This is a genomic window from Promicromonospora sp. NPDC050249 (assembly GCF_040656015.1).
In the GTDB taxonomy this organism is placed as follows: domain Bacteria; phylum Actinomycetota; class Actinomycetes; order Actinomycetales; family Cellulomonadaceae; genus Promicromonospora.
Genome location: NZ_JBFAKY010000032.1, coordinates 1 through 18,476 on the forward strand (window position 1 = coordinate 1; position 18,476 = coordinate 18,476).

The 18,476-nt window shown below is 72.1% G+C and carries 17 protein-coding genes; 12 read left to right on the forward strand and 5 right to left on the reverse strand.

The genetic code is table 11. The features are described 5' to 3' along the window. Positions 1-62 precede the first annotated feature (62 nt). Positions 63-3,353, reverse strand: coding sequence for an isoleucine--tRNA ligase (gene ileS / locus AB0I32_RS21695; protein WP_357509792.1), 3,291 nt, complete (start codon positions 3,351-3,353; stop codon positions 63-65). Positions 3,354-3,680: 327 nt separating this feature from the next. Here ileS and AB0I32_RS21700 point away from each other — a divergent pair, with 327 nt between their 5' ends. The 3 genes from AB0I32_RS21700 (at position 3,681) to AB0I32_RS21710 (ending at position 6,271) form a co-directional block, all read left to right on the forward strand. After that, the gene (locus AB0I32_RS21700; protein WP_357509794.1) at positions 3,681-4,325 is read left to right on the forward strand and encodes a SigE family RNA polymerase sigma factor; all 645 of its coding nucleotides are present in this window, start codon (positions 3,681-3,683) and stop codon (positions 4,323-4,325) included. Beyond that, positions 4,322-5,122 (forward strand): hypothetical protein, encoded by an 801-nt coding sequence (locus AB0I32_RS21705; protein ID WP_357509796.1) that lies wholly within the window; start codon positions 4,322-4,324, stop codon positions 5,120-5,122. The genes AB0I32_RS21700 and AB0I32_RS21705 overlap by 4 nt, the downstream gene beginning before the upstream one ends. A 147-nt stretch (positions 5,123-5,269) precedes the next feature. Continuing rightward, on the forward strand, positions 5,270-6,271 hold the full coding sequence (locus AB0I32_RS21710; RefSeq protein WP_357509798.1) for a type IV toxin-antitoxin system AbiEi family antitoxin domain-containing protein: 1,002 nt from the start codon (positions 5,270-5,272) through the stop codon (positions 6,269-6,271). 60 nt (positions 6,272-6,331) lie between these two features. Here the strand turns inward: AB0I32_RS21710 and AB0I32_RS21715 are convergent, their stop codons facing one another. Continuing rightward, the gene (locus AB0I32_RS21715) at positions 6,332-7,771 is read right to left on the reverse strand and encodes an MFS transporter (protein WP_357509800.1); all 1,440 of its coding nucleotides are present in this window, start codon (positions 7,769-7,771) and stop codon (positions 6,332-6,334) included. A gap of 137 nt (positions 7,772-7,908) precedes the next feature. Then, complete coding sequence (locus tag AB0I32_RS21720) at positions 7,909-8,580, reverse strand: winged helix-turn-helix transcriptional regulator (RefSeq protein ID WP_357509802.1); 672 nt, start codon at positions 8,578-8,580, stop codon at positions 7,909-7,911. Positions 8,581-8,742: 162 nt separating this feature from the next. Here AB0I32_RS21720 and AB0I32_RS21725 point away from each other — a divergent pair, with 162 nt between their 5' ends. Then, positions 8,743-9,582, forward strand: coding sequence for a methyltransferase domain-containing protein (locus tag AB0I32_RS21725; protein ID WP_357509804.1), 840 nt, complete (start codon positions 8,743-8,745; stop codon positions 9,580-9,582). A gap of 3 nt (positions 9,583-9,585) precedes the next feature. On the opposite strand, the gene AB0I32_RS21730 is transcribed toward AB0I32_RS21725, so the two are convergent. Together AB0I32_RS21730 and AB0I32_RS21735 are read right to left on the reverse strand one after the other, a co-directional pair. Further along, positions 9,586-11,157, reverse strand: a complete 1,572-nt coding sequence (locus tag AB0I32_RS21730; RefSeq protein WP_357509806.1) for a molybdopterin-dependent oxidoreductase — start codon at positions 11,155-11,157, stop codon at positions 9,586-9,588. A 279-nt stretch (positions 11,158-11,436) separates the two neighbouring features. Next, entirely contained in the window at positions 11,437-12,240 is an 804-nt protein-coding gene (locus AB0I32_RS21735) for an SDR family oxidoreductase (RefSeq protein WP_357509808.1), read from the reverse strand. A 239-nt stretch (positions 12,241-12,479) separates the two neighbouring features. Here AB0I32_RS21735 and AB0I32_RS21740 point away from each other — a divergent pair, with 239 nt between their 5' ends. The 8 genes from AB0I32_RS21740 to AB0I32_RS21775 all read left to right on the forward strand — a co-directional run bounded on the left by AB0I32_RS21740 (position 12,480) and on the right by AB0I32_RS21775 (position 18,447). Continuing rightward, positions 12,480-13,493 carry a putative F420-0 ABC transporter substrate-binding protein gene (locus tag AB0I32_RS21740; RefSeq protein ID WP_357509810.1) on the forward strand — a complete coding sequence of 338 codons (1,014 nt, stop codon included), beginning with the start codon at positions 12,480-12,482 and terminating at the stop codon, positions 13,491-13,493. Next, positions 13,490-14,497 carry a putative F420-0 ABC transporter permease subunit gene (locus AB0I32_RS21745; RefSeq protein ID WP_357509812.1) on the forward strand — a complete coding sequence of 336 codons (1,008 nt, stop codon included), beginning with the start codon at positions 13,490-13,492 and terminating at the stop codon, positions 14,495-14,497. The genes AB0I32_RS21740 and AB0I32_RS21745 overlap by 4 nt, the downstream gene beginning before the upstream one ends. A 62-nt stretch (positions 14,498-14,559) precedes the next feature. Then, on the forward strand, positions 14,560-15,390 hold the full coding sequence (locus AB0I32_RS21750) for an ATP-binding cassette domain-containing protein (RefSeq protein WP_357509813.1): 831 nt from the start codon (positions 14,560-14,562) through the stop codon (positions 15,388-15,390). Positions 15,391-15,468: 78 nt separating this feature from the next. Continuing rightward, positions 15,469-15,864: a nitroreductase family deazaflavin-dependent oxidoreductase gene (locus AB0I32_RS21755; protein WP_357509815.1), complete on the forward strand. Its 396-nt coding sequence runs from the start codon at positions 15,469-15,471 to the stop codon at positions 15,862-15,864. A 58-nt stretch (positions 15,865-15,922) separates the two neighbouring features. Further along, positions 15,923-16,405 carry a GNAT family N-acetyltransferase gene (locus tag AB0I32_RS21760; RefSeq protein ID WP_357509817.1) on the forward strand — a complete coding sequence of 161 codons (483 nt, stop codon included), beginning with the start codon at positions 15,923-15,925 and terminating at the stop codon, positions 16,403-16,405. Between the two features lie 19 nt (positions 16,406-16,424). After that, positions 16,425-16,913 carry a GNAT family N-acetyltransferase gene (locus AB0I32_RS21765; RefSeq protein ID WP_357509819.1) on the forward strand — a complete coding sequence of 163 codons (489 nt, stop codon included), beginning with the start codon at positions 16,425-16,427 and terminating at the stop codon, positions 16,911-16,913. Positions 16,914-16,990: 77 nt separating this feature from the next. After that, positions 16,991-17,926, forward strand: a complete 936-nt coding sequence (locus tag AB0I32_RS21770; protein WP_357509821.1) for a GNAT family N-acetyltransferase — start codon at positions 16,991-16,993, stop codon at positions 17,924-17,926. Beyond that, complete coding sequence (locus AB0I32_RS21775; protein ID WP_357509823.1) at positions 17,926-18,447, forward strand: alpha/beta hydrolase; 522 nt, start codon at positions 17,926-17,928, stop codon at positions 18,445-18,447. The genes AB0I32_RS21770 and AB0I32_RS21775 overlap by 1 nt, the downstream gene beginning before the upstream one ends. Positions 18,448-18,476 lie beyond the last annotated feature (29 nt).

Below are 18,476 nucleotides of genomic sequence, written 5' to 3' on the forward strand. Positions count from 1 at the left end.
CCGCTACGTCGAGCGCCTGTCCGAGTCTGACTCGGACAGGCGCTCTACTTCGCGGAAACGGCTCAGGCCTTCGTCACCGAGACCGTCCGCTCGGCCCCGGCCGTCACGGCCAGCGACGTCGCGAGCGTCTCCCGGGTCACCAGCTCGCGGTGCTCCTCGACGGCGGCGACCCACTCGGCGGGCACCGTCAGGTCGAGCGCGATGCGGTCGGCGACCTGCAGACCGGCGGCCTTGCGTGCGTCCTGCACGTCGCGGACGACGTCGCGGGCGTAACCCTCGGCGCGCAGCGCGTCGTCGAGCGCCAGGTCGAGGACGACGAAACCGCCGCCGGCCAGGACCGCCGCAGCGGTCTCCACGGCCTCGGCGCCCGCGTCGGCCGTGTCCCGGGGCGTGACCACCGTCGTCAGCTCGTACTCGGTCTCGAGCAGCTCGACGTCGCCGCCCTCCGTCGCGACCACGACGGCGCCGGCGTCGGTCTTGGACCAGGCGCCGGACTTGGCCGCCTTGATCACCGCCTGCACACCGCGACCGAGCCGCGGGCCGGCGGCACGCGCGTTGACCGCCAGGCGCTCGGAGATGCCGTACTCGGTGGCGACCTCGGGCGAGAAGGCGACCAGCCGCACCTCCTTGACGTTCAGCTCCGTCGCCATCAGCCCGGTGAACGGCGCGACGCCGTCCGGGTCCGCCACGGCCACGACGAGCGACCGCAGCGGCTGCCGCACACGCAGCTTGTTCGCCTTGCGCAGCGCCAGCGTCTGCGACACCACTGCCCGCGCGGACTCGACGGCGGCGACGAGGGCGTCGTCGGCCACGAGGGTCTCGGCCACCGGGAAGTCCGCAAGGTGCACCGAGCGTCCGCCGGTCAGGCCGCGCCAGACCTCCTCCGTGAGCAGCGGCGCCAGCGGCGCCATCACGCGGCACAGCACCTCTAGCGCCGTCGAGAGGGTGTCGAAGGCGTCGGCGTCCTCGGCCCAGAACCGGTCGCGCTGCGTGCGCACGTACCAGTTGGTCAGGGCGTCGAGGTACTGGCGCACCGAGTCGCAGGCACCCGCGATGTCGTAGCCGTCGAGCTGTTCGGTCACGTCCGAGACGAGCCCGCGCGTGCGCGCCAGCAGGTACCGGTCCATGACCGGCAGCCCGGCCACGCGCTCGGGCGTCAGCGGCTGCGCCGCGTACCCCGCGCCGTCCCCGGCGGCGTTGGCGTACAGCGTGAAGAAGTAGTACGTGCTCCACAGCGGCAGCAGCACCTGGCGGACGGCGTCGCGGATGCCCTCCTCGGTGACCACGAGGTTGCCGCCGCGCAGGATCGGCGACGACATGAGGAACCAGCGCATCGCGTCCGACCCGTCACGGTCGAAGACCTCGTTGACGTCCGGGTAGTTCTTCAGCGACTTCGACATCTTGCGGCCGTCGGAGCCCAGCACGATGCCGTGCGAGAGCGCCGTCTGGAAGGACGGCCGGTCGAACAGGGCGGTGGCCAGCACATGCAGCGTGTAGAACCAGCCGCGCGTCTGCCCGATGTACTCGACGATGAAGTCGCCCGGGTAGTGGTGCTCGAACCAGTCGGCGTTCTCGAACGGGTAGTGCACCTGCGCGTACGGCATCGAGCCGGAGTCGAACCAGACGTCCAGCACGTCCTCGACGCGGCGCATCGTGGACTGCCCGGTGGGGTCGTCCGGGTTGGGCCGCGTCAGGTCGTCGACGAACGGGCGGTGCAGGTCCGGGTTGCCGTCCTTGTCCTGCGGCACCCGGCCGAAGTCACGCTCGATCTCCGCGAACGACCCGTACACGTCGATGCGGGGGTACGCCGGGTTGTCCGACTTCCAGACCGGCACCGGCGAGCCCCAGAAGCGGTTGCGCGTGATCGACCAGTCGCGCGCGTTCTCCAGCCACTTGCCGAACTGGCCCTGCTTGATGTGGTCCGGCACCCAGGTGATCTGCTCGTTCAGCTCGACCATGCGGTCCTTGAACTTCGACACCTCGACGAACCACGAGGACACACCCATGTAGATCAGCGGCTGGCGGCAGCGCCAGCAGTGCGGGTACGAGTGCACGTACTGCTCGCGACGCAGCAGCACGGTGCCGGACGTCGTCCGCCCCGCCTCGTCGTCGGCCGCACCCCGCGTACGGGCCTTGAGGTGGTCCATGATCGCCGCGTTCGCGTCGAAGACCTGCAGCCCGGTGTACTCCTCGACGGGGAAGGTGAAGCGCCCGTCGGCCCCGACGGGGATGACCGGCTCCACGCCCTCGCGGTCGCTGACCTGCTTGTCCTCCTCACCGAACGCGCCGGCGTTGTGGACGAGGCCCGTACCGTCGGTGGTCGTGACGAAGTCCGCCTCGACCACGCGGTGCGCGCCCGTGTGGCCCTCGTAGTAGGCGAACGGCGGCGCGTAGGCGGCGCCCAGGAGGTCGCTGCCCTTGAGGCGTCCGACGACGTTCGGTGCCTCGGCGCCCTCGTCCGTCAGCTCGCGTGCGTAGGAGTCCACGCGGGCCTCCGCGAGGACGTACCGCTGCGGGGTGCCGGTGAAGGACGACTCGACGATCGCGTAGTCGACGTCCGGGCCGACCATGACGAGCAGGTTGGACGGCAGGGTCCACGGCGTGGTGGTCCAGATGAGCAGGTGGTCGCCCGTACGGAGCACCTCCGCGTTCTCCGGGACCTCCGTCACCGCGAAGCCGACGGTCACCGCCGGGTCCTGCCGCTGCTGGTAGACGTCGTCGTCCATGCGCAGCTCGTGGTTGCTCAGCGGGGTCTGGTCGTTCCAGCAGTAGGGCAGCACGCGGAAGCCCTCGTAGATGAGGCCCTTGTCGAACAGCGACTTGAAGGCCCAGAGCACCGACTCCATGAACGTCGGGTTCAGGGTCTTGTAGTCGTTGTCGAAGTCCACCCAGCGGGCCTGGCGCGTCACGTACGTGCGCCACTCGTCGGTGTACTTGAGCACGCTGGAGCGGCAGGCCTCGTTGAACTTGTCGATGCCGAGCGCGACGATCTCGTCCTTGGTCTTGATCCCGAGCTGGCTCATCGCCTCCAGCTCAGCGGGCAGGCCGTGCGTGTCCCAGCCGAAGCGGCGCTCGACCCGCTGCCCCTTCATGGTCCGGTAGCGCGGTACGACGTCCTTGGCGTACCCGGTCAGCAGGTGGCCGTAGTGCGGCAGGCCGTTCGCGAACGGCGGGCCGTCGTAGAAGACGAACTCGTTGCTGCCGTTCTCGCCGGCCGGTCGGGCCTCGACGGACGCGCGGAAGGTGTCGTCCTTCTCCCAGTACTCGAGCACGTCGCGCTCGAGGTCGGGCAGGCTGGGCGATGCGGGCACGGGGGTGGTGGCGTCGCTCGGACGGTGCAGCGGATAGGCCATGGTTCTTCTGGCTCCTGGCGGTTCAGCGGTTCGGCAGCAGGTGGACTTCTTGGTGCTTCTGCTGCGAGGACGCCGCACCTGGGTGCGCCGCGGTACCACCCCGCTTGCCACCCGCTCCCGCGTGCGGCCGCTCGTTGACGGCTGTGACGGGCCTACCCGTCCGGTTCTACTGGGGTTCCCGCTGCCTGACGGCGGTGGGGTGACCTGTTCTTCCGGAGGCTCGCCGGTGATAGCCGGGTCGATGCCTGTAGGGCAATCGTACCGGGCGGCGGCAACCGGAAAAGTCCGGCGTGCAACCTGATCGCGCCCCGCGTGCGTCCAGGTGACATGAACGCAATCAGCCAAGCGATCGGTCCGCCGGTCGGCACAGCGGCCGGCGCCCCCTTGCGGGCCGTGCCGGAGCCCGGAGCAGCCACGGAGGTTCCGGCCGGCGCGCCGGAGTTCTCGGTGGTCCGCACCGGGATGTCACCGGAGGAGCAGTTCCGGCTCTTCGCCGTCGAGAGCACGGCCGCGCTGCACCGCATCGCCTACCTCCTGTGCGGCGACGACCACCGCGCGCACGACCTCACCCAGATCGCGCTCGAGCGGACCTACCGGCACTGGTCCCGGCTCAAGGACGGCAACCCGTTCGCCTACGCCCGGCGGGTGCTGGCCACCGCGCGGATCGACGGCTGGCGGCGCACCCGCCGCGAGGTCCTGCAGTCGCCCGAGGACGTCGTCGTCGCGCAGGAGGCGAGCCGCTCCCCCGCGCTCGACAGCGGGAACGAGATCGCCGAGCGGGAGCGCCTGGTGCGCGCGCTGCGCCGGCTCGGCCCCGGCCAGCGGCGGGTGGTCGTGCTGCGCCATCTGCTCGACCGGTCAGAGGCCGACGTCGCCGAGGAGCTCGGCGTCAGCATCGGAAACGTGAAGTCCCAAGGCGCACGCGGCCTCGCCCGCCTGCGTGAGCTGCTCTCGGAAGGACAGGACGCATGAACGACCACTCCACCACCAAGCCGGTCGACGAGGCATGGGTGGCGCACGTGCGCGACCTCAGCTCCGGCGTCGTACCGCCCACCGCCGCCAACCCGCACGCCATGTCGCGCGTGGCGATCCGCCGCACCCGGACCCGCCGCGCGGTCTTCGCTACCGGCGGCGGCGTGCTGACCGTCGCGGCCGTCGCGGGGGCGGCCTTCGCCCTCGGTGGCCCGACGGCGCCGGGCGTGCTCCTGCCGGGCGGGTCGCCGGCGTCGTCGACGTCGGCAGGCCCGTCGATGTCGGTGGAGGAACAGCGGGCGAGGGATGCGGAGGCGGCAGCACTGAAGGAGCTGGAGTCGGCGGGCGTGCCCGACGGATGGGAGGTGCACGAGCTGGAAGGCCTCACCTATGCCCTGCCGCCCGAGATCATGAGCAGCGGCCCGGTCCAGGACGAGCCCGGTGTGTCCTCCGACATGTGGCACAGCAGCGATGACCCGGACGCCCCGCCGTTCATCCGGGTCGCCTACGTCACGCCCGACTACGAGTTCTACGACACGAAGGCAAGCGGCCTGACCCAGACTCCGGGACCCACCGCGAAGTCGTTCGACCTGCCCGGCGCGAGCGTCGCGACCGTCGAGGACGGCGAGCGGCTGAGCGAGATCGCGGGATTCCCGGAGGCAGACCCCGCCCGCGGCCTGATCCGGATCCTCGTCCACCGCGCCGACGGCCCCGGCCGGTACACGATCTCGATGAACCTGCCGGCGGCGGACGCCGAGTTCGTCGAGGAGTTCCGGGCGTCGTTGAGCCTCGGCTGACGGCGTCGGCCGCCCGCTGCCGGCCGCGAAGGATGACCATGCACTTGCTGCCAGGCCGACCCCGGATCTGGCAGCAAGTGCATGGTCATCTGGGAGCCTGTGGATGACAAGGGCTAGCAACCCATGCCATCAGTTGTAATTGATGGCGTGCCGAAGAGACAGCCCCTCCCGCCGCAGCTGCTGAACCTCGCGCGCCAGCAGGCCGGCCTCCTGTCGTCACGGCAGTGCGACGCCGCCGGCGTGGGGCCGTCGCAACGCCGCAACCTGGTGGCCCGCGGGTCCTGGCGCCGTGTCACGCGCGGGGTCTTCGACACGGACGACGTCCCGAGCGGCCTGCACGCGTTTGACGTCGACCGGCTGCGATCAGTCTGGTCCGCACTGCTGGCCAACCGCCACGCGATCGCCGTCGGCTCATGCGCCCTGATGCTGCACGGTGTCAAGGGCCTCCCCCGCCGGATCGTCCCCGAGGTGACCTTCCCGCGCGGCCTGGCACGGAAGTCCCGGGACGGGATCATGTTCCGGCAGTACGCAGCGGGGCTGGAGACGGTCGAGATCTCCAGCCGCAAGGTGGTGACCGTGGAGCGAGCGCTGGTCCAGGCGCTGCCGACGCTGACCCGCGACCAGGCGGTCGCCTGCCTGGACAGTGCGCTGAACCAGGGCTTGATCCGGACGGACGACCTCGCAAGGATCCGCAGTCAGCTCGTGAACCGCAAGGGATCGCTCGCGGTCATCGCCTGGCTGCCGCTCACCGACGGACGGGCGGAATCACCGCCCGAGAGCCACGCACGGCTACGGTGCCATGACGCGGGCATCGCGCCCGACGACCTTCAGCGTGATTTCTTCGATGCCCGTGGGCGCTTCCTGGGCCGAGCCGACCTCGTCTGGTACCTCGGCGACGGACGTTGGCTGATCGTCGAGATCGACTCGCACGAGTTCCACGGGGCAGACCGGCAGGTACGGCGTGATGCGACGCGGCAGAACGGGCTGGTCGGCGAGGGGCAGAACATCGTCCTTCGGTTCTTCCCGGGTCACGTGACCGGCGGCCACTTCACCGGTGAGGTCGCCCAGATCCTGCGCCAGGAGGGCTGGCGACCCGGTCGGGAGCTCCCGCCGCGGCCGTCCCGCCGTCGGGCAGCCCGCGCGAGATGACCATGCACCTGCTGCCAGGCCCGGTCCGGATCTGGCAGCAGGTGCATGGTCATCTCGTGGTCAGACGACGGGTCGGACGGCGTCCGCGCCGGCCGACTCGGTGGCCGGGCCGGCGTCCGGCGTCGGGTCGCCCGGAGCCTCCTGGTAGCGGCGGCTGAGCAGCCGGTAGTACTTGCTCGACAGGGCGTAGCCCGTCAGCACCAGGCCGAGCACCGCGATCAGGACGAACACCAGCGCGATCCCGCGGGCGTCGCCCGTGCCGAACCAGTCGCCGATCCAGCGGGCGCCCGTGCCACCCTCGCGCATGAAGGGGATGAAGAAGAACTGGGTGAGCGGGCTGATCAGGAACGCCGTCAGCGGCGAGGCAGCCTGCTCCAGCGACTGCGCGAAACCGAACACCCGGCCCTGGCGCTCGTACGGGACCACCTTCTGCAGCACCGTCTGCTCGGAGGCCTCGACGTACGGCATCGCGATCATGTACGCCGCCAGTCCCGCGACGAGCCAGACCACCGAGGCCTGCATCGGGAAGACCACCGTGACGGCCCACAACCCCAGGTTGACGAGCAGGATGGTGCGTACCGGGTTGGACCCGAGGCCGGTGCGGGCGATGAGCAGGCCCGAGACGATCATCAGCGCGCTGAGCCCGCCCCAGACGAAGCCCCACGCCTGCACGGACATCATCGACAGCCCGTACGCGTCCATGAGCGCCATGAACCCGCCGCCCAGCACGTTGTTCAGCGCGGTGAAGGCGATGAGCGCCCACATGCCAGGGATGCGTCCGACGACCTTCATGGTGCCCCTGAGGTCGACCTTGCGCGGCTCCCCCTCTGCCGCCGCGTGCGACAGCACCTCCGGGACCTTGACGAAGTGCAGGTGCACCAGAGCCACGGCGAGGACGCCGATCGCCAGGATCAGGCAGGTCCGCATGCCGTCGAACGCGACGAGGAGGCCGCTGATCACCGACGTCACGAGGAACGAGATGCCCGTGACGGTTCCCACCAGGCCGTTGGCACGGTCGCGGAGGGTCTCGTCGAAGAGGGCGGTGACGACCGTCGGGAGCGCGATCGAGCGGAGGTTGCCTGCGATGACGCCGCACATGAGCAGCACGATGAGCACCCACAGCCGCACGCTGCCCGGGTCCGTCCACTCCTCGGCCGGGGTGACGAGGTAGATGACCAGGCACGTCACGTAGAAGGTGATGGAGACCAGGGCGGACGCCTGCATCACCGTCTTCTTGCGGTGGTGGTCCACGAGGCTGCCGAACCACACGCCGGTGCTGACCATCGCCACGAGGAACAGGCCGGCGATCACGCCGGTGGCGAAGACCGAGCGGGTCTGCAGGAACACGAAGAAGGTGATGGCGAACCACACCGTGAAGTTGATGACCCCCGCGAGCAGCACGTTCACCAGCAGCTGGGCGAACGTCCGGACGGTCGGGTCGGACAGGTGAAGACGCGGGGCGTCGGCTTCGGCGTCGGTGACGGGCGGATCGGTGCTCATGGGAGTACTCCAGTACCTGAACAATGGTTGAGGTCAAGCCGTGGCTCGCACCTCGCGTTCATCATGTCGACGACGGACGCGATCAAAACTCATCGACGAGGGCACCATGCGTCACGGCCCGTCGCTACGGCCCGTCGCTACGGCCGCGGCACCGCCGCGAGCGCCGACTGCCCCAGCCACACCGGCAGCTCCCGGCGCGCGTCGGCGGGCCCGTCCAGGCTCACCACCTCGCCGCGCAGCGCCCCCTGCCACGACAGGTCGCCCCGCCACACCCGGACCAGCGTGCGCAGCGCCGCCGAGACCGTCACGGTCGCCTCGAACCCGGGGTCGTAGTCGCAGACGTCGACCTCGCCGTCGCGGACCACGAGCCACCAGTGGGCGACGGGCGAGGGGACGCCGTCGAGCCGGAACGCGACCACCGTGCGCTCGCGCGGCCAGGCGTCGACGGGCACCGTGCGCCGCATGTCCCACATGAGTAGGTGCGGGTCCAGGTCGGCCTCACCGAGCCCGCCGACCCACCGCGCGCCCCAGATGCCCAGGCCCTCCACCAGTGGCCGGAGCTCCTCGCCCGCGGGCGTGAGCCGATAGCCGGGATGTCCCTCGGCCTCGTAGCGCCGCACCACTCCGGCCCGCTCCAGCGAGCGCAGGCGCTTGGCGAGCAGCGCGGGAGACATCTTCGGCACGCCGCGCCGCAGCTCGTTGAACCGGGTGCTGCCAGCGAGCAGCTCGCGGACCACCAGGAGCGTCCACCGCTCGTCGAGCACCTCCATGGCCTTGGCCACGGGGCAGAACTGGCCGTACGTCGTCATGAAGCCTCCTCACCGGGCCCCCGCCCGTCCAGTCAACGCCCGGCCGGGACGGCGCACCAGTACAGAACGAGAACCTCACCCGGTACAGACACAGCACTGGATGGCCAGCTTCTGCCCGGCGGACAGTGGGACTCCCAGTTCCTCCGGACAAGGAGCAGTCCCATGACCGACACCGACACCGTCGTCGTCCCTTCCGACGTCCTCACCGCCGTCCGCACCAAGCATCGCGCCCTGTGGGCGGCCGGCAACTACCCCGTGCTCGCCGCGGAGGTGATCCCCGCCCTCGGGCCCGTCCTGGTCGAGGCCGCCGGCGTGCGGCCGGGCGACCACGTGCTCGACGTCGCGGCGGGCTCCGGCAACGCCGCCATCCCCGCCGCGCTCGCCGGCGCGCACGTGATCGCCTCGGACCTCACGCCCGAGCTGTTCGACGCCGGCCGGGCCGCCGCCGCTGCCAGCGGCGCCGAGCTCACGTGGGCGGAGGCCGACGCACACGCCCTCCCGTTCGACGACGCGGCGTTCGACCGTGTGCTGTCGTGCGTCGGGGTCATGTTCGCCCCGTTCCACCGGACCGCGGCCGCCGAACTGCTCCGGGTGACCCGCCCGGGCGGGACGATCGGTCTCATCGCGTGGACGCCCGCCGGGTTCATCGGCCAGATGTTCGCGACGATGAAGCCGTACGCCCCGGCCCCGCCGCCCGGCGCCGAGCCGCCGCTGCTCTGGGGCGACGAGGCGCACGTGCGCGCCCTGCTCGGCGACGGCGTCACGGACGTGCACACCGAGGTGCGCACGCTCCCTGTGGCCCGGTTCTCCTCCGGCACGGAGTTCCGCGAGTTCTTCAAGGCCGTGTACGGCCCCACCATCGCGGTCTACCGCAACATAGCCGACTCCGCTGAGCGCACCGCCGCCCTCGACCAGGCTCTCCTGGACCTGGCCGCACGGTTCCAGGACGCCGACGGCGCCATGGGCTGGGACTACCTGCTCCTGGCGGCGACGCGGGCCTGAGGGTCAGCCCACCGACACGTCTACCGTGTGCCAGCCGGTGGCCCCGTCCGGTGCGGGCGGGGCCTCGGCGTCGGTCTGGACCAGCCCGTCGCTGTCCGTGGCCCGCACCGCGAGCGTGTGGTCGCCGGCGTCCAGGTCGATGGACGCCCGCCACTGCCGCCACGTGTCCGTGCCGACGGTCTCCGCGAGCTCTGCGGTGACCCAGTCGCCGTCGTCGGCCCGGACCTCGACCTTGCCGATGCCCGTGTGCTGGGCCCAGGCGACGCCGGCGACCGTCACCGCACCGGCCGCCACCGACCCGCGGGGCACGTCGATGCGCGACTGCACCTTGATCGGTCCCAGCGCGGACCAGCCGCGCGGGGTCCAGTAGCCCTGGTCGGCGGCGAACGTGGTGACCTTGAGCGACGTCACCCACTTGGTGGCGGACACATACCCGTACAGGCCCGGCACCACGAGCCGCGCGGGGAAGCCGTGGTCCACGGGGAGCGGCTCGCCGTTCATGCCGACCGCGAGCAGGCTGGCCCGGTCCGGGTCCTGCAGCACCTCGAGCGGCGTCCCGGCGGTGAACCCGTCGTCGCTGCGGGACAGCACCATGTCGGCGCCCGCCTGCGGCTTGGCACGCTCCAGCAGGGCACGGATCGGGTAGCCGAGCCACAGGGCGTTGCCGATGAGGTCGCCGCCCACGGGGTTGCTCACGCAGGCGAGCGTCGCGTGGTGCTCCTCCAGCGGCAGGGCCAGGAGCTCGTCCCAGGTGAGGGTGAACGGTTCCTCGACCATGCCCTCCACCCTGAGCGACCACTCGGCCGGGTCGAGCTGCGGCACCCGCAGCGCGGTGTCGATGCGGTAGAAGTCCGTGTTCGGGGTGACGTACGGGGCCAGGCCGTCGAGCTCCAGGTCGGCGCCCGCGGGCACCGGGGGCGCCGTCTCGCGCGCGGCCGGCAGGCGGATCTTGTCGCGGACGGCGCTCACCACCGCCGAGCCCGCCGACACGACGCGCGCACCCGCCAGCGCCAGCACCGCCACACCCGCGGTGATCCCCGCCACCGTCAGGAAGCCACGCCGGTCCACAGCGGTGCCTGCCTCGGCCCGCAGGTCGGGCGCCGGTCGCAGACGAGCGGTCGCCGACCGCAGCAGGAGCACCGCCGCACCGATCCCGACGATGCTGGGCAGCGCCCACAGCGGCGTCGCGTCCGGGCGCAGCACGGCGACCGTCGCGCCGACCACTCCGACCGCGCCGATCAGCAGCGCGCCCGACGGCGGCCGGCGCAGCTCGAGCCGGCCCGCGAGCGCCGCCCCGAGTGCCAGCACCACGCCCATCGTCCCGAGGAGGACCGCCTTGTCGTTCGTGCCGAACGCCTGCACGGCGAAGTCCTTGAGCCAGCCGGGAACGGCGTCGATCACCGCGGCGCCGCCCGCGAACAGGGTGCTGGCGCCGGGGGCGACGAGGGCGGCGACGAACTCCGCGACGGCCAGGCCCGCGGCACCGGCGAGGACGCCGGCGAGAGCGGCCCACAGCGCGTCGTGCGGGGTGCGGTCGGCCCGCGGGGTCGCCGGGGTCTCGGTTGCCTGGGTCATACGCTCAGCGTGGCACGCGGACCGGGCTCCGCCGGCGTCGGCGCCCAGATCGTCACGACTCTGTAAGGCCCCCGGTGGTCCGATGGTGCTCACGCGTCCGAGTTCGGTCCGTTGCACGCTCCCCGACATGACTTCGGTCCCTTGCCGTGAGATCGGTCAGTTGATTGACCGATCTCACGGCAAGGGACCGAAGTCGCTGGAGCCGTCCAACAACCGACCGAGCTCGAGGCCGCGCGAGTTCTCGGCAAGCCCGACCAACGGGGCGGCGCTGCCCGGCGGTCAGATCCCCGTGCCGCGCACGATCTTCGAGTTGTGGGCCTGGGCGCGCGGCCGGATCGTCACCAGGTCGATGTTGACGCGGTCCGGGCGGGACACGGCCCAGGCGATGGTGTCCGCGATGTCGTCGGCCACCAGGGGCGTGTAGCCGTCGTAGACGGCGGCGGCCTTCTCTGCGTCGCCGCCGAACCGGACCAGCGAGAACTCCTCGGTCGCCACGGCGCCCGGGGCGACCTCGATGACGCGTACCGGCTCGCCCGCGATCTCCCAGCGCAGCGTCTGGGAGAGCATGTGCTCGGCATGCTTGGCGCCCGTGTAGCCGGCGCCGCCCTCGTAGGCACCCTGGGCCGCGGTCGAGGTCACGTTCACGACGTCGGCCACGCCCTTGCTCGCGCCCGCTTTACGGAGCAGGGGCAGCACGGCCTGGGTAACACGCAGCGTGCCGAGCACGTTGATCTCGTACATGCGGCGCCAGTCGTCGATGTCCGCGTTCTCCACGCGGTCCAGGCCGAACGCGCCGCCCGCGTTGTTCACGACGGCGTCGAGCCCGCCCGTCGCGGTGAGGTGATCCGCAAGGGCGGTCACGCCGTCGTCGTCGGTCAGGTCGACGGCGTAGACCTCGCAGCCGGTCTCGGCGGCGAGCGCCTCCAGCCGGTCGGCTCGACGGGCGGCGGCCACGACGTCCCAGCCGTCGGCGCGCAGGCGGCGCACTGTCGCTGCGCCGATGCCCGACGACGCCCCGGTCACCAGGGCACGGCGGTTCGGCGTGGTCGCGGGGAGGGTCTCGGGGGCGGTGCTGTCGCTCATGGCCGCACCCTAGCCTCGACGGTGGCCCGCGGTCGGCCGGGTCCGACGCTGAGAGCGAATCCGCTGGGGCCGCCGGAATCGGCCGGTGTATCGTGACGCCGGGTCGCGGGCCCTGCTTTGGCCCGCTGATGCGGCTCTCGCTGTGAGCCGCTTCCCGCCTGGACGCGAGATGGCGCGTCGCTGCTCACCCCACGACTGAAGAAAATCGTGGGCTGTTCGTCGACCCCTGGAGCCATCGCGTGAACCCCCTTCGCGTCCGTCCGTCCCGTGCTGTCGCCCTGCCCGCGATCGCCGCCATCGCGGCGCTCGCTCTTGCGGCCTGCTCGCCCACTGCCTCCGGTGAGCCGGACGCCGGGGGCGCGTCGCCGTCGTCGGGCGGCTTTCCCGTCACCCTCGACAACTGCGGCTTCGAGACCGTGGTCGAGGCGCCGCCGGAGCGCGTGGTGACCATCAAGTCGTCGACCACCGAGATGCTGCTGGCCCTCGGCCTGGGCGACCGGATCGTCGGCTCGGCGTTCCTCGACGGCCCGGTGCCGGACTCGCTGGAGTCGGTGCCCGCCGTCAAGGAGCCGTTCGCGGCCGAGGCGCCCGGCTCCGAGGCCACGCTGGCGCTGGAGCCGGACCTCGTCTACGCGGGCTGGGAGTCCAACCTGACCGCGGAGACGGCGGGCGACCGCGAGACCCTCGCCCAGCTCGGCGTCGCCACGTACGTGTCCCCCGCGGCCTGCAAGGAAGAGGGGTACATGCCGGACCCGCTCACCTTCGACACGGTGTTCGACGAGATCGCGGAGGTGGGCTCCCTGTTCGGCGCGGAGGACGCCGCGGCGCGGCTCGTCGAGGAGCAGCGGGCGGCGCTCGACGCCATCGAGCCCGACGACCGCGGGCTGACGGCGCTGTGGTGGTCCTCGGGCGACGACACCCCGTACGTGGGCGCAGGCATCGGCGCGCCCCAGATGATCATGGACGCGGCCGGGCTGACCAACGTCTCGGCCGACGTCCACGACACCTGGACCTCGCTCGGCTGGGAGAACGTGGTCGAGGCCGACCCCGACGTCCTGGTGCTGGTCGACGCCGCGTGGAACCCCGCGGACGCGAAGATCGAGACGCTGGAGTCGAACCCGGCGACCCGCGAGATGACGGCGGTCAAGGAGGGTCGCTACGTGGTGGTGCCGTTCCCGGCGACCGAGGCCGGCGTCCGGAACGTCGACGCCGTCGCCTCGGTGGTGGACCAGCTGGCGGACCTCGACCTGTGAAGCTGCTCGCCCTGCCCACCGCGGCCCTCGCGCTCGTCCTGAGCATCGGCGTCGCGGTGACCATCGGCCCGGCCGACCTCGCCCTGTCCGAGGTCGGCCGTTCGGTGGCGACCCACCTCGGGCTGGGCGGCGCGCTCGGCCTGGAGCCGCTCTCGGCCCTGCGCGACGGCATGGTGTGGCAGCTGCGGATGCCCCGCATCCTCACCGCCGCCGCGGTGGGCGCGGGTCTCGCGCTGTGCGGCGCTGTGATGCAGTCCCTCACGCGCAACCCGCTCGCGGACCCGTACCTGCTGGGGCTGTCGTCGGGCGCGTCGCTGGGCGCGGTGCTCGTGCTGCTCGCGGGCGTCCCGCTGCTGCTGCCGGTCGCGGCGTTCGCCGGGGCCGTCGGGGCGCTGGCTCTCGCCCTGGGGCTGGCGGGTGCGCTCGGCACGATCACGCCCACCCGAACGGTCCTGGCGGGGCTCGCGATCAGCCAGCTCTGCGCGGCTGCCGTGTCGTTCGTGATCTTCTGGTCCGCGAAGGGCGACGCGTTCCGCGAGGTCCTCTCCTGGCTCATGGGCTCCGTCGCGTCGGCGACGTGGACGTCAGTGGCGATCGCGGGCGGCGCCGTCCTGGTGCTCGGCACGCTGCTGGCGCTGACCGGCTCCGTGCTGGACGCGTTCACGTTCGGGGACACGGCCGCCGCCGCGCTCGGTGTGCCCGTGAACCGCGCGCGCTGGATCCTTCTGATCGGCGTCGCGCTGCTGACCGGGGCGCTCGTGTCCCAGAGCGGGTCCATCGGGTTCGTCGGGCTGATCCTGCCGCATGCCGTGCGGCTGTTCACCGGGGCCCGACACCGGCTGCTGCTGCCGCTGTCCGCGCTGGCCGGGGCGTCGTTCCTGGTCTGGGCCGACACCTTGGCCCGCACCGTCTTCGAGCCCCGCGAGCTCCCGGTAGGCATCGTGACGGCGGCGATCGGCGCCCCGATCTTCGCCTTCCTTCTCTGGAAAGGAAACCACCGGTGAGTACTGGATATGTGTCCACCCAGCCGCCTCCGACAGGGCAGACATCCAGCGCTCAACGAGGGTTGAGGGCCGGAAACGTCTCCTGGGACATCAGTGGGCGGCTCGTGCTGGACGACGTCGGGGTGGTCGCCCCCAGCGGCGCCGTCACCGGGCTGCTGGGGCCGAACGGCTCGGGCAAGTCCACGCTGCTGCGGGTTCTCGCCGGGGTGCAGCAGGCGGGGCGCGCCACGTCGCCGTCCGACGGCGGGACGCCCGCGCCGTCGTCGGCCCCGGAATCGGCGACAGACCCGGCGACGTCCTTCGACGGCGCCGACCTGGGCGCGCTGCCGCGCCGCGAGCGCGCCCGGCTGCTCGCCCTCGTGGAGCAGGACGCCGGCACCGACCTGCCGCTGTCCGTGCTGGACGCGGTGCTCCTGGGCCGCATCCCGCACCGCTCCCTGCTCGCGGGGGACTCGGACGCCGACCGGGCCGCCGCGCACACGGCCCTCGCCGCGGCGGGCGCCGCCGAGCTCGCCGACCGTGAGGTCGGCACCCTGTCGGGCGGCGAGCGCCAGCGCGTGCACATGGCCCGCGCCCTGGCGCAGCAGCCGCGGCTGATCCTGCTCGACGAGCCGACCAACCACCTCGACATCGCGGCCCAGCTGCACGCCATGCGGGTGCTGCGCGACCTCGCGGCGGACGGCGTCACCGTCGTCGCCGCCCTGCACGACCTGAACCTCGCCGCCTCGACCTGCGACCACCTGGTCCTGCTGGACCAGGGCCGGGTCGTCGCGGCGGGCCCGGTCTCCGATGTGCTGGTCCCGGCGGTGCTGGAGCCGGTGTACGGGGTGCGGGTCGACGTGCTGACGCATCCGCGGACCGGGCGCCCGGTGCTCTCCTTCGACCGCGGCTGACGTCCGGCCGGGCCTGCGGCGGCACGCGGGTAGCGCCCCCTGCTGACGGATCCGCGTACCTGAACCATGATGGGACGCATGGCCGCACCGGATCTCGTCGTCAAGGCAGGAAAGTTCGTCAACCCGTGGATGCTCCGCATCGCCGGGCAGGTCTCGCCGTGGGTGGTGCTGCACCACGTCGGACGCAAGTCCGGGAAGGAGTACAGCACCCCGCTGGTCGCGTTCGCGGCCCGGCCCGAGCAGGAGATCGTCGCGGTCCTGCCGCTGCCGTGGGGCTCCGGCACCGACTGGGCCCGCAACACGATGAGCGCCGGAACCGTGCGGCTGACGCGCGCCGGTACGGACTTCCTGGTCAAGGACGTCCGGCTCGTTCCGGCGTACGAGGCGGTCGGATGGCTCGGCTCGGTGCCGTCGAAGCTCATGTCCGCGGTCGGTATCGAGGACTGCCTGGTCGGCACCCTGCACCCTGCCTGACGTCGCTGCGGCGGTCGCGTGTCATCGACCGCCCCGGCGCGGGAGTATGTTTCGCGTCGTGAACTTGCGCACAGCCACGCTGTCCGACGCCGCTGCCGTCGCCCGGGTGCACCACACGACCTGGGTCACCACCTACGCATCGATTCTCCCGCCCGAGTTCTGGGCCACCGCCACGCTCGAGCGGCGCACCACGACGTGGGAGCGGTGGCTGGCGAACGGCGCGGCCCCCGTCATCGCCGAGGTGGGCGGCGAGGTGGTCGGCATCGCGATGTCCGGCGACGCCGTCGAGCAGGAGGACGTGCTGCCGATGCGTGAGCGGCAGCTGTACCTGCTGTACGTCCTGGCGGCCCACCACGGGACCGGCGTCGGCCAGGCGCTGCTGGACGCCGTCGTGCCGCCAGGGACCGGCGCGCAGCTGTGGGTCGCGGAGGACAACCCGCGCGCCCGGCGCTTCTACGAGCGCAACGGGTTCGTCATGGAGGGCACGCGGGTCGTCGACACGACCACCGCCGACCTCGCCGAGGTACGGATGGTCAGATAGTCGGGTTACGGTTCGACTCATGTCTGACTTCCACATCCGCGCCTCGGTCCCGGACGACGCCGTCGGTATCGCCGCGGTGCACTGGACCACCCGGCGCGCGGTCTTCGGCGAGCTCCTGTCGCCCGAGCACTGGAAAACCGAGACGCTCGGGACCCGCACCGAGGGTTGGATGCGCATCCTCGCCGCCGGCAACAAGGCGCTCGTCGCCGAGGTCGGCGACAAGATCGTCGGCTTCGCGATGAAGAACCCGTCCGGCCCGCACCTCGGCCACCCGCCGGCCCGCGCCATCGAGCTGCACGAGCTGTACGTCGACCCGAACTTCCACGGGACCAACGTCGGTCACGCCCTGCTGGAGAACATCCTCCCGCCCGGTACGTCGGCCCAGCTCTGGACGTACGCGACCAACCCGCGTGCGCGCAAGTTCTTCCAGCGCGCGGGCTTCCTGCCCGACGGCGTCACCGTCACCGACCCGGACACGGACGTGCTCGAGGTGCGCCTGGTTCGCTAGCTGCTGCGCGGGGCGGACCGCTCGCGATACGCGCGAAACAGCTCGATCGGGCGGGCCCCGCGTGCCAGGATCTCGGCATGACCACCGCACACAGCGTCGAGCTCCTCGATGATCCAGCGGCAGTCCTGGCCGTGGCGGGTGACCTCCTGGCCGCCGAGCCGGTGCTCTGGAGCGTCGTCGCGTCGGTCACGCACCACGCCGCGCGGACGTTCGCGCCCGGCGCGCCGCGTCCGGAGCACCCGATGTGGTGGGCGGTCGTGCGCGACGCGGACGACGTCGTCGTCGCCGTGTCGATGCGCACCATGCCGCACGCGCCGCACACGGTATGGGTCCCGGCGCTGCCCGACGACGCGGCGCGGCTGCTGGCCCGCACGGCCCTCGACCACACGGCGCGATCCGGCGAGCCACCCCTGATCTCGGCGAACGGCCCGATGCCCGCCGTCCGGGTCTTCACCGACGAGGTGCTGCGGTCCACCGGCGGGACGGTGTTCGAGGACCGCCCCGACCGGCTCTGGGAGGCCAAGCACGTCACCGGGCCGGACCCGGCGCCGTCGGGCAGAGCGCGCCCGGCCACGCTCGCCGACCTGGACCTGGTCACCGCATGGTTCGCCGAGTTCCACCCGGAGGCCGACGCCCAGGCCGGGCGCCCGCCGGAAGCCGTACCGCTGCGGATCGAGGGCGCGCAACGCTGGATCGAGGAGGGCACGGTCTGGCTGTGGGACGTCGACGGCCAGGTGGTGCACCTGACGGGCATGCGGCCGCCGGCGTTCGGCGTGGTCCGGATCGGCCCCGTCTACACGCCCGCCGAGCACCGCGGGCGCGGGTATGCGCGGGCGATGGTCGCCGAGGTGGCCCAGCGCGTGCTCGACGCCGGCGACCGGGTCTGCCTCTACACCGACCGGAACAACCCGGTGTCGAACAAGGTGTACGCGGCGATCGGGTTCGAACCGGTCCTGGACCAGGTCAACCTCGGTGTGGTGCCCGAGACGGCAGCGTCTTCGAGGGAGAGCTGATGGGACGCAGGGCGATCATCTTCCACGGGACCGGCGCTCGGCCGGAGTGGATCTGGTACCCGTGGCTCGCGGGCCGGCTGCGCGCACGCGGGTACGACGTCGAGACGCCGCACCATCCCGGGATCAACGTGGAGCCGGTCGCGACCTTCCTGCCCACGGTGCTCGCCGCGCACACGTTCTCCGAGGACACCGTCCTGGTGGGGCACTCGGGCGGGGCCGCGCTGCTGCTGGCGGTCCTCGAACACCTGGACGTCACGGTGGCGCAGGCGGTGCTCGTTGCCGGGTACTCGACGCTGCCGAACGACGGTCCCGAGCCGGTGCTGCAGGACTCGTACGACTGGGAGGCGATCCGGTCGCACGTCCGTGACCTGGTATTCCTCAACTCGGTCGAGGACGAGTTCGGCTGCGACGCCGACCAGGGGCGGGCCATGTTCGACAGGCTCGGCGGGACGCTGGTGGTGCGCGACGACGGGCACTTCACCTCGGACACCCTGGAGATCGTGGACCGGCTGATCCCCTGAGTGCGCGCCGAAGCACCTGGGTCACAATG

Bases quoted from the DNA above. Each gene is read 5' to 3' on its own strand.
- ileS (WP_357509792.1), bottom strand. From the start codon at position 3,353: ATGGCCTATCCGCTGCACCGTCCGAGCGACGCCACCACCCCCGTGCCC.
- AB0I32_RS21700 (WP_357509794.1), top strand. From the start codon at position 3,681: ATGAACGCAATCAGCCAAGCGATCGGTCCGCCGGTCGGCACAGCGGCC.
- AB0I32_RS21705 (WP_357509796.1), top strand. From the start codon at position 4,322: ATGAACGACCACTCCACCACCAAGCCGGTCGACGAGGCATGGGTGGCG.
- AB0I32_RS21715 (WP_357509800.1), bottom strand. From the start codon at position 7,771: ATGAGCACCGATCCGCCCGTCACCGACGCCGAAGCCGACGCCCCGCGT.
- AB0I32_RS21720 (WP_357509802.1), bottom strand. From the start codon at position 8,580: ATGACGACGTACGGCCAGTTCTGCCCCGTGGCCAAGGCCATGGAGGTG.
- AB0I32_RS21725 (WP_357509804.1), top strand. From the start codon at position 8,743: ATGACCGACACCGACACCGTCGTCGTCCCTTCCGACGTCCTCACCGCC.
- AB0I32_RS21730 (WP_357509806.1), bottom strand. From the start codon at position 11,157: ATGACCCAGGCAACCGAGACCCCGGCGACCCCGCGGGCCGACCGCACC.
- AB0I32_RS21735 (WP_357509808.1), bottom strand. From the start codon at position 12,240: ATGAGCGACAGCACCGCCCCCGAGACCCTCCCCGCGACCACGCCGAAC.
- AB0I32_RS21755 (WP_357509815.1), top strand. From the start codon at position 15,469: ATGGCCGCACCGGATCTCGTCGTCAAGGCAGGAAAGTTCGTCAACCCG.
- AB0I32_RS21765 (WP_357509819.1), top strand. From the start codon at position 16,425: ATGTCTGACTTCCACATCCGCGCCTCGGTCCCGGACGACGCCGTCGGT.
- AB0I32_RS21770 (WP_357509821.1), top strand. From the start codon at position 16,991: ATGACCACCGCACACAGCGTCGAGCTCCTCGATGATCCAGCGGCAGTC.
- AB0I32_RS21775 (WP_357509823.1), top strand. From the start codon at position 17,926: ATGGGACGCAGGGCGATCATCTTCCACGGGACCGGCGCTCGGCCGGAG.